The organism is Vallitalea guaymasensis (genome assembly GCF_018141425.1).
GTDB classification, from domain to species: Bacteria; Bacillota; Clostridia; order Lachnospirales; family Vallitaleaceae; genus Vallitalea; species Vallitalea guaymasensis.
This window is the reverse complement of record NZ_CP058561.1, coordinates 3722051-3735877: the sequence shown is the minus strand read 5'-3', so window position 1 is coordinate 3735877 and position 13827 is coordinate 3722051. Positions and strand designations below refer to the sequence as shown.

Genomic DNA, 13827 nt, shown 5'->3' with positions numbered 1-13827 from the left:
CTAAAATTTTACATGTGCCAAAAGTTATATTTAGCAAAAAAATAAAACCCCCTGTTTAAGAAGGTTTATAGTACTTTGTTATATATTGATTATATTGAGGTCTTTTGCTCTTATAACTGCTTTTATTCTACTGTCAACTTCTAATTTACTGTATATATTACTTAAATGATTTTTTACTGTTCCTAATGTAATATATAATTCTTTGCTGATAGACGCATTTGACATTCCCTCTGCTACTAATTTTAGAACCTCTATTTCTCTATTGGTCAATTCTGATATAATATTTTGAGGATTAAGTAAATTATAGAGATTAACATGTTTTATAGTAGTTCTTTTTGATATTAATGTGGGAATAACACTTTTGATAATTTTTATGATATTACCGTTAAAACATTGAGTACGTGCTTTTTCTAGATATACAATTCCTATAAGTACACCTAGATAATTGATTGGTATACATAGTATGGATACTTCATCTTTATTCATTATATATAAGTCTCTTACATACAATCCTTTTTCTGGCTTCTTGTTAAGAATTATTTCTTCTCCAGTTCTTGCAACATATCTGATTATTTTATGAGACATATGGTTAACATATTTCATATTGACTGGTTCTCTATGTATATTCACTTTTCTGTTATTCAACTTTTCATATTGAAGATACATTTCATCTTTTTTCTCAAAAAGTACAGCACCGTAATCAGCATAATGATTGTCAATTAGAAATCCCAATATATACTTGATTCCCTCATTTTCCTCCAGTGGTTCAATTTTGTTTATGAGATTATATATAATTTCGCTTATATTTTCGTTAGTCTCTGCTTTTTCCTCTACTATGGTATTATGTAATTTTGCTTTACTATTTTCATGGATATCATCTTCTAGATTGAATTCCTTTTCAATCAAATCTGCTATATATTTGGCTCCCCATTCTTCATATAGAATCACCGCTTCTCTGGCATAGAATTCAGCAAGTTTTCTATTAGATTCATGATGATATTTTGCTGTCAGATAATTGGCAACAGCTCCTATTTGAAGATTGTCTTGTTTTTCAGCATAGTTTATTGCTTTATTGTATAGTTTATCAATGAAATGGTTATTATCAAAAAGCTTAGTGTATTCCACCTTAGCAAGTAAATATCTCGCATAATGATTTTCTTTATATATATTTACCCAATAGTTCAACTCTCTTAGACATTCTTTTATTAACCGTTTATTTTCTTTTTTCTCATGTTCAAATAACTTGTCATGTTCTGCTAATCTTATAAGTGTACTATAAAATATTAGATCCACATATATAATGTGTCCTTTCAAAGAACGTATGGTTGGGGTAATTTTCTTTACTAGTTCATAAGCTTCTTGTATTTTACATTCCATAAATAATCTTTGAATCATAAAAGCATTATATGCCAAGCCTTTTGTATTATTAAGTAATGCTGCCTCTTCTTTGATTTGACCATATTTTTTTGTGACCTTGCCTTTTTCCAGATAATCAACATGGGGACTAAAAACATAATCTATGAATTTTACCACATCATATCCTTTCATATGTAAATCTTTCTCTAGGGAATTAATATAATGTGTTATTTCTCTCAAAGATATCCCACAAACATATTTTGTATAGATAATGGATATGATAGCATAACCACTGTATATTAATTCACCTATTCTAGCGCCTTCTTGGGTAGATTTCTCCAGATACTCTATACCTTGCTCTAATGGATTCGACCAATGATGAACAAAAGCACCTATAAATGAGTACACAATTGATTTTGTTAACAGATTATCATTACTCTCTAATAATTCCAATGTTATATTTTCTAGTTTCTTACCCTTTTCGTAATCATTCCATACATTATAAAGAATATAACTATAGGCTCCATATCCTATTGGTGAGTAAGAGGAATTTCCATATTTGACCGATAGAATACCTATTTTAATAATGATAAGGTGAAATATATTACCATCAATACAATTAGCCGCTGGAATCATTGTTGTCAAGGTTTCCAAGATATATAACAATCTTTTATCAGTAATTATAGGTTTATCTTTAATTTGTTCTATAGCTTTATTTGAGAATAACTTTTTCCCCTTTAACAAATCCATCTTAAGATGTTTTATATTAAAATCAAGATCCAATAGTTTTAATAATTCAAGACCTATTTCTATTACCTTTTCACAATCACCATCATGGGAATGAAGTTTTAAATATCGTCTTTTTATGGCTATCAAATTTTCTTTCTTATTATACTTTGTTATAAGAGAATCAAATCTTTCCTTAGCTTCTTCATATTTTTCACAGATGAATTCGCATTCACCTAATTCTAGATTTATTTTCATTTCCATATCATCTTTTTCATTAAAGTCATAATCTGAGATTAGCTGTAAAGATAATAGGAATATTTTTATGGCTTGTTTTACAGAAGTTGTCCGTTTTGCCTCAATACCTGCGTGGTATAGTTCATAAATCCATCTTTCCGTATTTTCATAGGATAATATACTTTTGTCCGAACGTAATAACTGTGATACTATGAAGAGCCTGTTTTTTTCAACAAATATATCTTCTGTATTATTTAATAGTGTTTCAGCAATTCTATAATGAATATTTTTTCTATTTACAGGTTCTATACTTTTATAAACTAATTCCAAGATTATATCATGTACAAAATCATAAGTTACTATTTCTGTTATTTGCTCATTTTCTATTTTCTTCAAGAGAAATGCATCTTGGCATAAAGTCTCTAATTGATTACTCAGTAGAGTATCATCAATATCTACTATTTTTCTTAATATATGATAATCAACTTTACCATCAAGACATGCTATAATATCTAGAAGTTCCTTCTTAGCTTTATCCAACTTATTTATCTTATGTATTATAACCATTTCAATATCTACAGGTAAACTTAATCTATTTAATCCATCCAATTCTACTACCCATTGATTTGTCTGTTCTGAAAATATAAGTATAGCTTCTTGAATAAAAACATTGATTATCTCATTCATATAAAATGGATTGCCCAATGTTAATCCATAAATGAATCTAGCTAGATAATTAATATTTTCTGTTTCTTCTCCCATAATCAATTGTAGATATTCACTAATGTCTCCATCTGTGAGCTCTTGTAACTCCATCGTCATATATGTATCTTCAAGTTGTATTATCTTTTTTTTATTATCTCTTCTACTAGTATTTTCAGTCTTATTATTCCTATAAGCAACTATCAGTAACGTATTCAGTGATTCATTTTTTTTGCACAAATATTCTATTATTTCTAAAGATGAACTGTCAGCCCAATGTAAATCATCAATAAATATTATTAATGGAAACAAGGATTCTGAAACAATTGAAATGAATCTATGTACTGCTTTTTTTATTCTATATTTTAATTTATTATAATTATCAATGTTAATGCTTTTATAATTTCCTAGTAATTTTGATGAATAAGGGCTGATAGATGTTATTATCTCTATATCTGAACCTAATGTCTCTTTCAAATTCCTTTGAATATTTTTTAACTGCTCAGGAGGTAAGGTTAGGATATGCTTTACCATTCGTTCTATGATTTCTGTGATAGCTATGAAAGACTTTTTATTATTTTTTCTAAATTTACCATATACATATGTGACATTATTACTAACTAAATCTCTTACTAGAGACTCTACTAAAAATGTTTTCCCTATCCCTGGCAAACCTTTAACTAATACAACTCCACTTCCACCTTCCAATACAGAGTCAAATTCTTCTTTAATACACTTAAGCTCATCCCTTCTGGCTATTATGGTTTTTAACATTTTATTTTCTATAAAACTTTTACCATTAAGCATCTTCATCTATGTCCTCCAAAATATTAATTTTTCCTACTATTCTAGTATATTATTATAGATATATTATTGCAATATCAAATATTCATAAAGGGACTGTGGGATAATATCCAAAATGTATTATCCCACAGCCCTAAAGGTTATTTCCTATTTACTTCCTCTTATAGCTTGAAAAGCACCAAGCAGATCTAATTCTCCATATCCCCATTCACTATTAGGATATTTGATTGACCTTTTTCTCTTAGCTCCTCTAATTAAATAGTTTCTAACTTTACCTGTATCCATTGTAGGATCATTACCTTTTATTATCCCCCATTCCAATAATAATGCTGCTGCTCCACCTGTAATCGCTGCACTTATACTAGTTCCTGTCATTGGTCCATAAGTATCATCTGGCATTGGACCTACTACCCCTACACCAGGAGCTACTAAATCTGGTTTCAATACATCATCTCTTGTCAATCCCCTACCTGAAGAAAGATATAAGCTTCCAGATCTATGATTATATGCTCCTACTGAAAGAAGTCCAATACTTGATGATGGGTCAGTGATTGTTGTAAATGGATCTGGTAATAAGAATTGGGTTTCGTCTCTTACCCAATCTTTTCTAGGTAACCAAACATCAATTCTCCCATTCACTATCAGGTCACCATATACAGTAATGGTCCAGATTCCCTCAGTAGGCTCTTCCATCCTAACAAAAATGACTTCATCTCCAGTTCTGCCTTCTGATAATTGATACTCTATATAGATAGTTGTTCTCTCCAATAGGAATTTTATTTCCTCCTTCTTGGCTAGTGTAGCTGGTATTCTATCAATGAATTCACCTGTAGGTGATGTAATGGATATTGAGATCTTATCAGGTGCATTGCTCCAAATGTTAAAGGTAAATCCTGGTTCATTAGGTGGTACTTTTATCTCTACATTCTTGAATTCGTCATCTTCTTCAAATTGACCTCTATAATGATGTGCCAGATTACTTTCATTTCCAACAGCAACCGTTACTGTATTACCTATCCTTCTAGCTATTGACTGTAAATAGCTCTCTGTTATTGAACTTCCGTCATGTGCTCCCTGATTACTTCCTACCCCAATTATCATTGAAAGCGGCATTTGTAATTTAACAGATAATTCACGAATATATTTAGCTGCAAATATCACATCTGTATTTTGATAAACGCTATTAAGATTATCCCCAATCAAGTAAAAATCTTTTAGACATCTCTTAGCTTCCTTCAATTTTACTACAACTATTGATGCATCTGGAGCGGCTCCAACAAAATTGTTAGCTCTATCTTCACGCCCAGCTGACATACCAGCTAGAAAAGTTCCATGACCGGTTTCATCAACAGACGGTACAATAGTTAATGGATCTTCTGCTTGTAATGCCTCATTAATCTGTTCTTCCGTGAATTCTGTTCCATATATGAATCCTTCTGGTGGTGAACCTTGTATAGTTTGATCCCAGATAGCTTTTATTTTAGTAGTATTATCTTCGTATTTGAATATTGAGTCAGTATAATCAACTCCCGAATCAATTATTCCAATCATAACTCCCCCACCTCTAAGAGGTACATATGGCTGATTGTGGAAGGTTAATATACCTGCATCTTCTAACGCACTTATTGCATATGGTCCAAAGCAGTGTGGAATATCACTTAGATTGACTCTATCAATAATCCCTCTACATCCATCATTACCACCAATAAATATATGTACTACTGCATATTGGTCATCCAATATCTGTATACATTCTGGGTTATATCTCTCATATATATCTTCTATGCTCTCATATTCAATCAGTAAATCAAAATACTCTTCAGATATTACTGCTTGTTTACATACTTCCGGGTCACTCCCTTCACGAATCCTTTCTCTAATCTCTTCTATCCTATCTTTACTTTCAGCTATTTCAACTCCCCCTAATCCTCTGAAAGCATTAGCTAAACAAAGAGTTCCATACCCCCATAGATTATTAGGATAATCAAATAATTCTTCGTTCCTCCTGGCAGATCTCTGTAAATATGATTTTACCTTTTCACCATACAGATAAGGGTCATTACCTTTTACAATACCCCATTCCATCAACAAAGCTGCTGACCCTGTAACAAATGGAGTTGCCATACTGGTTCCACTTAATGAATCATAACCCCCGCCTGGATATGCTGCTACTATATTGACCCCTGGTGCAACTAAATCAGGTTTTACAGTTATTGTATTAGACCTTCTAGTATATCCTCTTCCAGAGAATGGTGCCAAACTTCCTGTTGATGAGTCATATGCTCCAACTGTTATTACTTTTGTTGCTGTTGAAGGCATAGTAAGAGTGGTATCTATGGTAGGTCTAAGAAATTTTGTATCTTTTCCCACTGAACCAGGTAACCACATATCATAATTACCAGATACTATAGTGTCAGCTTGAAGAGTTATCTTCCATACTCCTTCAGTAACATAATCCCCAGTTTGTGGAATTAATTCAATGTATGTTTGTTGATCCAAGTTAAAAGGTGATGGTTCACCATAGTATAACAAAACTCTGGTTCCATCCAAGTTAAATTGCTGTTTACCAAGAGTAGGCGAAATGAAACCTGAAGACACACCATTAGGTGCTTGTATTGAAACATTTATGGCATCCGAATAAGCTTTCCATAATTGAATAGTTATGTTAGGCTCTCCAGTGAATACTGCTATTTCAACAATTTCTTCGTCACCTTCATCAAGTGTACCACTAGTATGAAGTGCTGTACTACCTTCATTTCCAGAGCCAACAGAAATAACATTTTTCCATTCACTGGCTATACTATCAATAAAAGTTTCAAATAAGGATTTACCATCATGAGGACCATAATTATTTCCAAAACTCAGATTGATAGATATTGGTTTTCCTAATTCTTCAGCTTTTCTTGTTACATAAACCAATGCCCTCATAATTTCAGTTGTACTTGGAAATGATTCCTGACCTCTCCTGCCCAACTTGACAATGATATATTCTGCTTCAGGTGCTACTCCAATGAATTGTCCGTTACTTGCTCTGCCATTTCCTCCTGCTATACCTGCTACATGGGTTCCATGACCTAAGAAATCATCAGAAGGAACTACTTCAAGCATTTCAAATCTATTATTCTTACTAAGTGCCTCGTTTATTTGCTCAGCAGTATATTCAGTCCCTGCACTAAATCCTTCAGGTGGGCTACCTTGTATAGATTGATCCCATAAGGTTACTATACGAGTTGTTCCATCTTCATTTCTAAAATCAGGATGGGAATAATCTATACCAGAATCAATTATCCCTAATAAAACGCCATTACCTTTTAAACGTGGAAAAACATTTTGGACTGATGTGATACATGCATCTCTAAGACTGGTATCAAGATTAAAATATAGACTGCTAGGTTTTTCTACATACTCAATCTCTGGAAAGGAAGCAAATTGATCTATATTTTCTTGTTTGATCGTGACTATAGCATAATCCATTGTCAGCTGTTCAATATCTTCTGTCAAAGCTATTATTGTAGGAATATCCCCAATATTACCATTGTATTTTACAATTAGTTCCCAAGTATTAGCCTCTTCGTCGTAGCCCACATTCAGATTAGTGGTATATTGTCTCTCTGCACTTGTCAGATCAACAGCTAGATTCAATCTATCATCGACTTTTTGATTATTATCCATTCTCTCACCCCAATAAAACTCTCTTATTCTAATTTATGACAGTTACCTAGATTTATTGTATATTTTTTTGCTCTTTGAGATTTTTTTCTGATTCGATATTATTTGACATACTGAATCATTTCAAATATACTAATCCATATACAAATGTTAAGTCGTTAGAGGTGAACATATGACTAATTTAAAAAGAGTACTCATTTTTGCAGTAATAATCATCTTGTTGGGTTTCTATGGTATCGCTATATATTATGCATTAACCAACGGAGAGAATAGTGGTGAAATAATAGTTTTCTGTATAGCTTCTACTTGTGTGTTATCAGTTTTTATTGGAATCATATTGAGGATAAGAAAAAACAAGTGACATCATGTACCTATAAGAGAACTTTATTAAGAAAGGGCTGTTTCATTCAACGAACAGCCCCTTAAGAATTGTTTTTATCATATTCTAATAACTACTTCTTTTCCTTTATTGTGATTAACATTTTTATCTAAGAACATATCAAATGAATTTTCAACTACTTCAACTGTTTCCATTAATTCTTCTACCCCATAATAGTTGAAATAATCTGCTACACTGCATTCTTCCATGCTTTTACTTAATTCTTCATCCATATCATGTTCTTTTAATTCATTCGCCAACTTAAGACTTTCCAACGTTATAATTGAACTTATTGTAATAAGTTTAAGATATGCTTTGTTAGTAGAATAGTGAAATGCTAATTGTATAAAACTCAGTCTATCCAAAGACTTATTTATTGTATTTATACAAAATTCTGACATTATTCTAAGTGCTTCATCTTTTTCTACTTCATTCACCAAAAGATACTTATAGACTGCGTTAATAGCTACAGCAAAATCTAAATATACCTTATAGATTTTTGTCTCGAATCTACAGGCTTCTGTTTTTAAATCTTCATATAGTTTTAATATTTCTCCTACGTAATCTCTAGTTAGATTATCATTCAGTGCTTTTTCAAATAGTGGGTATTCTAGACGTAAAACATTTTCAAATCTACTATCTGACATCTTGCATATATCCTTTCTTATATACATATAAAAATTTAATTATAATTTTCTATCAATTACAAATTAATTGATAGCTTATCTTATATAACTATATTGCCACAATAAATATATATATGCAAGTACATATTAAAATATTACTTAATTATTACTTTTTTATCAGTTAAAATGGGATGATTTATTAACTCCACATCTATAGAATATACATCTTTAACAGTTTCCTTGGTTATTACATCCTCTGGATCACCATATCTATACACTTGACCATTTTTCAACATCAATATCTTATCGCTATACCTCATAGCTATATTTAAGTCATGAACAATATTTATAACCGTAATTCCTTTTTTCTTGCATAGATTATGAACCAACTCACTTATTTCATATTGGTATCCGATATCCAAATGGGATATGGGTTCATCTAACAACATGATATCTGTTTCTTGGGCTATAGCTCTAGCAAGAATGACTCTTTGCAATTCTCCACCACTAAGCTGAGTGATTTTCTTATCTTTCAATTCTATGACTCCAGTTTCTTTCATTGCATCATTAACTATTTTTATATCTTCTTCAGTGTTCTTCTGGAATCTGGAAGTATATGGAGTCCTACCCATCATGACAATATCAAAAACAGAGAATTCATACTGCATATCCGTTATTTGTGGTACCACTGATAATCTTTTAGCCATTTCTTTTTGTTTGATGACATGGATATCATCATTTTTTATATAGACTGTATTTTTATTAGAGGGCAATATACCTGCCAATAACTTCAACAAAGTAGTCTTTCCAGAACCATTAGGTCCGATAATACTATAGAACAGACCTTTTTCCATGTTGATAGACAAATCTTTTAAAATAGTTTTTTCCCCATAGTTGAAATTTAATTTTTTTGTACTAACTATACTATTCATATTGTTCATTCCTTCTGTAATATGTTACTGATTTAGATGATTCTTTTTTTGTTTTGGTATAATAAAAATAAGAAAAATGGAACTCCGAATAATGAGGTAATGATACCTACGGATAGTTCAGCTGGTGATATAATGGTTCTAGCAATGGTATCACATATTATCATGAAAATTGCTCCTATGAGCATTGCTAACGGTATCAGTTTTTTATGGTCAGGACCATTAATCATTCTTATTATATGAGGTATGATAAGTCCAACAAATCCTATGATTCCACTAGCCGAAACAACAACAGCCACCATTATTGATGATATCCCCAATATTATCTTCTTAGTTCTGTTTACATCAATTCCTAGACTCCCAGCAGTTTCATCCCCTAATAACATAAGATTCAACTCTTTTGAAAACACCATCAAGATAATAGAACATATAATTACACAAGGTGCTATAATGGCTACTTCTTTCCAGCTTGATGTACTGAAGCTTCCTAAGGTCCATAGATATACTCTTTCTAATTTATCCCTGTTCAATAACATCATCAAAGACATAAGGGCTGATAATAAGTAATTAAGTGATATACCTGCCAGCAATAATGTTGTAGTAGGAAGTTTTTTGCCAATCGCTGATATTCTCAGTACTAGTAGAACTGTAAGCATGGCACCAATAAATGCGAACATACTCACTCCAGTAAAACCAAAAATAGTTTTATTAAAATTGAATATAAGTCCAATTGTTGCACCTAGTGCAGCACCTGAGGAGATACCTAGTACAAAAGGGTCTGCCATAGGATTCTTGAAAACTCCTTGAAAAGAACATCCAACTACAGCTAATGCTCCTCCAGTAAATAATGCAAGTATTATTCTAGGCAACCTTAAGTCAGCTATTATTTTTATATGTGATTCCTTAATACCATCAAGGGAAATCAAATCATTTATTAATGGAATTTTACTTAATAATATTTTGCTGCTGTCAACAAAATCTATTCTGACAGAACCAAATCCACATGCAATAATAATTACTGCTATAAGTACTAATAAACTTATTATAATATTACTTTTTCTAAATATCTTCATAGTCTTAACCTGCTTTACTTTAGTATGTCATTTCTATTTATAACACAGTAAGTCTATGCTTATATTTAACATAGACTTACTTAAAGTATACTATAATTCTAATCTATTTACATTATTTAATAGCATCTGGATGAATTATCTTAACTAAATTAGTCAATCCATCAACTATTCTAGGTCCTTGTCTAAAGAATAGATTTTCATCAATTTCGTATAATTTTCCTTCTTTGACAGCAGTTAAATCCTTATATCCTTCTAATGATTCTAACGTAGTTTTAGAATCATACTTATCTGAACATATGACAATCTCAGGGTCTTTATCAACTATCTGCTCAATACTATATGCCCAACCTGTAGCATCTTTCGCTATATTGTCAGCTCCAGCCAAAGCCATGGCTTCACTTAAGAAGGTATCTCCAGTAGCTGTAAAATCTCCACCTTCTCCATATCCTACTACAAAATATGTTGTTGGTTTTTCTTTTCCTTCTATTGCTTTTTGGATTTCTCCTACTTTATCTTTCATACTAGTTACTAATTCATTTGCTTCTTGTTTTTTATTAATAACTTCACCAAGTGTACTTATATAACCGTATATTCCTTCAAAGCTTTCATTCCAAGAAAGTGATAAAACAGTGATACCTTGTTCTTGTAACTTAGCTACAGCATCATCTTTTACATGAGCAGATGTAACTACAATATCAGGATTAAGGTCTACTATTTTCTCAATATTAAATTCTTGTAAACCACCAATTGATTCTATATTCGCTACTTCACTTGGATAGTCACAAAAATCTGTTCTACCAATTATTTTGTCTCCTGCTCCTAGAGCAAATATTGTTTCTGTAAATTCTGGTGAAATTGAAACTACAGTTTTTGGTTCTTTTTCAATTGTTATTTCCTTACCATACTTATCTGTTATTGTTAATGGATATATATCTGATTCGCTACTAGTATCTTTTTCCTCTTCATTACTAGTGGTTTCATCTTTCTTATCATTAGTATCCTTATCTTCATTAGTATCTTTGTCTTCATCAGTCTTTGATGTATCATCTTTTTCTACTTGATTCTCTTGATTGTATGTATCATCCTTTGGTGTCTTCTTGCCGCCACAAGCAGCTAAACTAAAAACGAGTACTGAAATTAACATAGTTGTCAGTAACAGCTTTAATAATTTTTTCATCCTTTAAACCTCCATAATATCTTCTTTAATAAGAAAAGTGATTGACACTCGGTATACTCATGTAGCATTTTCCATTTATAAGCAACAAAAAACTGTGCTAAGGCACAGTCAGATTACAAATAAATATGTGAATCTACACTCTCCCACCGAAAGCTTAAAACTTATAAAAAGGCAGGTCTCCTGGCTTATGGCTTAACTTACTCTCTAGTCTTCTCAGTTTCCCAATGACATTTTAGATTTCATACCATTTACAGTAGCGGGGGCTGCAGTGGCATTTAACCACTTTCCCTTTTAACTCAACGAGTACCTTTTCATCTATTAAATTTTAGTATCTTATGTTATATATAAATATATCCAAAGATAGTTTTATTATATACTTTAATATAAATATGTCAAGATAAAACTAGTTATTTAAGTTTTCCATTTTTTATCTAGATTAGATTATATTGCAAGTAAGTCAGAAATAGTGTTTTGTTCTGACTTGGTTATTGCAAAATAGTATATGTATATGTTACGCCAGCTACTTGCTCGTCCTGAGCTCAACGAATAATAATGGACATCGAGTCCATTATTATTCCTGACAGTCCAGTAGGGCTGTCAGATTAAAGCTGGGTTCGGCGTCCTGCCTCACAACTCCACATATACATATACTATTTTGCTTCCTAGCATCTACAATATAATCACAAAACACTTTTTTTCTAATTAACATAACTAACGGCTATAAATGTTTTTTTTAAAAATGTACTAAAACTATTTAACCTTCCCCTTTATATTGTTGAAATGCTCTACAATTTTCTTTTCATACCCTTGTTCGGTAGGGTTATAATATATCTCATCAACAAGTTCATCTGGTAAATATTGTTGTTCTACGTAGTGATTTTCATAGTCATGGGCATATTTATATCCTGTTCCGTGACCTAGTTTTTTTGCACCACTATAATGGCTGTCTTTGAGATAAGATGGTATTGTGGTAATCTGAATTCTTTTCACATCTTCCAATGCTTTATCAATAGCTACGTAGGCAGCATTGCTTTTTGGGGCGCATGCAACATAAGTAGCTGCCTGGGATAATATTATCCTACCTTCAGGCATACCTATGAAATTAACTGCATCAGCGGCAGCCATTGCAACTTGTATCGCCATAGGATCAGCATTTCCTACATCCTCGGCAGCACATATAACGATTCTTCGCGCTATGAATTTGGGATCTTCTCCTGCATAAATCATTCTAGCAAGATAATAGACTGCTGCATTTGGATCTGAACCTCTCATACTTTTTATGAAAGCTGATATGGTATCATAATGATTATCTCCGTTTTTATCATAATTGATAACTCTTTTTTGTATACATTCAGATGCTACATCTATATCTATGTTGATTATTCCATCTTCATCTGGTTCAGTGGTAAGAACCCCTAGTTCAATGGCATTAAGAGCGGCTCTTGCATCTCCATTGGCTCTATCGGACAAGAACTCTATGGCTTCTTCATTGATCTTGGCATTAAAAGTGCCTAATCCTTTTTCTTTATCCTCAATGGCTCTCATTATGAGCTTTCGAATATCTTTGTTTTCCAAAGGCTTTAGTTCAAAGACTCTAGACCTGGATACTAGCGCACTGTTTACCTCAAAATAAGGATTCTCTGTAGTAGCACCGATAAGTGTTACGGTACCATCTTCAACATATGGCAGAAGGGCGTCCTGCTGTGCTTTATTGAATCTATGAATCTCATCAATGAACAGGATAGTGCTTCCCAGCGTCATACCAAGTCTGTTCTTAGCTTCATTTACTACTTTTTCAATGTCTTTCTTTCCAGATATAGTTGCGTTCAATTGAACGAATTCAGCTTTTGTGGTGTTTGCTATAACTTTTGCAAGGGTGGTTTTCCCTGTTCCAGGTGGTCCATAAAAAATAAGTGACCCTAGTTTGTCTGCTTTTATCGCTCTATATAATAATTTACCTTTTCCTATTATATGCTCTTGCCCAACTACTTCTTCTATAGACGTTGGTCGTAGTCTAGCCGCTAATGGGGATTCAGTTTCTAGAGTTTTCTCTCTCATCATATCAAATAAATCCATATCTATCTCCTCTGTCATCTATACTAATCATAATTTTATTATACTATCTTCTATTAGAATCAATTTATTACGA

Annotated in this window: 8 protein-coding genes and 1 riboswitch; of the genes, 1 reads left to right on the top strand and 7 read right to left on the bottom strand. The window is 32.0% G+C overall.

Features of this window, described 5'->3' with window-relative positions; translation table 11 throughout:
- Nucleotides 1-78 precede the first annotated feature (78 nt).
- Together HYG85_RS16040 and HYG85_RS24605 are read right to left on the bottom strand one after the other, a co-directional pair.
- A complete protein-coding gene (locus tag HYG85_RS16040) occupies nt 79-3834 on the bottom strand; it encodes an AAA family ATPase (protein ID WP_212690490.1) in 3756 nt (1251 codons plus the stop codon).
- A 138-nt stretch (nt 3835-3972) separates the two neighbouring features.
- The gene (locus tag HYG85_RS24605; RefSeq protein ID WP_212690489.1) at nt 3973-7497 is read right to left on the bottom strand and encodes a S8 family peptidase; all 3525 of its coding nucleotides are present in this window, start codon (nt 7495-7497) and stop codon (nt 3973-3975) included.
- Between the two features lie 169 nt (nt 7498-7666).
- Between HYG85_RS24605 and HYG85_RS16030 the strand changes: the two genes are divergently transcribed.
- Entirely contained in the window at nt 7667-7855 is a 189-nt protein-coding gene (locus HYG85_RS16030; protein WP_212690488.1) for a hypothetical protein, read from the top strand.
- Nucleotides 7856-7932: 77 nt separating this feature from the next.
- Here the strand turns inward: HYG85_RS16030 and HYG85_RS16025 are convergent, their stop codons facing one another.
- The 5 genes from HYG85_RS16025 to HYG85_RS16005 all read right to left on the bottom strand — a co-directional run bounded on the left by HYG85_RS16025 (nt 7933) and on the right by HYG85_RS16005 (nt 13754).
- Entirely contained in the window at nt 7933-8520 is a 588-nt protein-coding gene (locus tag HYG85_RS16025) for a hypothetical protein (protein WP_113673909.1), read from the bottom strand.
- A 134-nt stretch (nt 8521-8654) separates the two neighbouring features.
- Entirely contained in the window at nt 8655-9431 is a 777-nt protein-coding gene (locus HYG85_RS16020) for an ABC transporter ATP-binding protein (protein ID WP_212690487.1), read from the bottom strand.
- 32 nt (nt 9432-9463) lie between these two features.
- Nucleotides 9464-10501, bottom strand: a complete 1038-nt coding sequence (locus HYG85_RS16015; RefSeq protein ID WP_212690486.1) for a FecCD family ABC transporter permease — start codon at nt 10499-10501, stop codon at nt 9464-9466.
- A gap of 112 nt (nt 10502-10613) precedes the next feature.
- The gene (locus tag HYG85_RS16010) at nt 10614-11678 is read right to left on the bottom strand and encodes an ABC transporter substrate-binding protein (RefSeq protein ID WP_212690485.1); all 1065 of its coding nucleotides are present in this window, start codon (nt 11676-11678) and stop codon (nt 10614-10616) included.
- Nucleotides 11679-11831: 153 nt separating this feature from the next.
- Nucleotides 11832-12004: riboswitch (cobalamin riboswitch) on the bottom strand.
- Nucleotides 12005-12428: 424 nt separating this feature from the next.
- Nucleotides 12429-13754, bottom strand: coding sequence for a replication-associated recombination protein A (locus HYG85_RS16005; protein WP_212690484.1), 1326 nt, complete (start codon nt 13752-13754; stop codon nt 12429-12431).
- Between the last annotated feature and the right edge of the window lie 73 nt (nt 13755-13827).

What these genes read in the sequence shown, in the direction of transcription:
- HYG85_RS16040 (WP_212690490.1), bottom strand. Translation starts at nt 3,834, where the DNA reads ATGAAGATGCTTAATGGTAAAAGTTTTATAGAAAATAAAATGTTAAAA.
- HYG85_RS24605 (WP_212690489.1), bottom strand. Translation starts at nt 7,497, where the DNA reads ATGGATAATAATCAAAAAGTCGATGATAGATTGAATCTAGCTGTTGAT.
- HYG85_RS16030 (WP_212690488.1), top strand. Translation starts at nt 7,667, where the DNA reads ATGACTAATTTAAAAAGAGTACTCATTTTTGCAGTAATAATCATCTTG.
- HYG85_RS16025 (WP_113673909.1), bottom strand. Translation starts at nt 8,520, where the DNA reads ATGTCAGATAGTAGATTTGAAAATGTTTTACGTCTAGAATACCCACTA.
- HYG85_RS16020 (WP_212690487.1), bottom strand. Translation starts at nt 9,431, where the DNA reads ATGAATAGTATAGTTAGTACAAAAAAATTAAATTTCAACTATGGGGAA.
- HYG85_RS16015 (WP_212690486.1), bottom strand. Translation starts at nt 10,501, where the DNA reads ATGAAGATATTTAGAAAAAGTAATATTATAATAAGTTTATTAGTACTT.
- HYG85_RS16010 (WP_212690485.1), bottom strand. Translation starts at nt 11,678, where the DNA reads ATGAAAAAATTATTAAAGCTGTTACTGACAACTATGTTAATTTCAGTA.
- HYG85_RS16005 (WP_212690484.1), bottom strand. Translation starts at nt 13,754, where the DNA reads ATGGATTTATTTGATATGATGAGAGAGAAAACTCTAGAAACTGAATCC.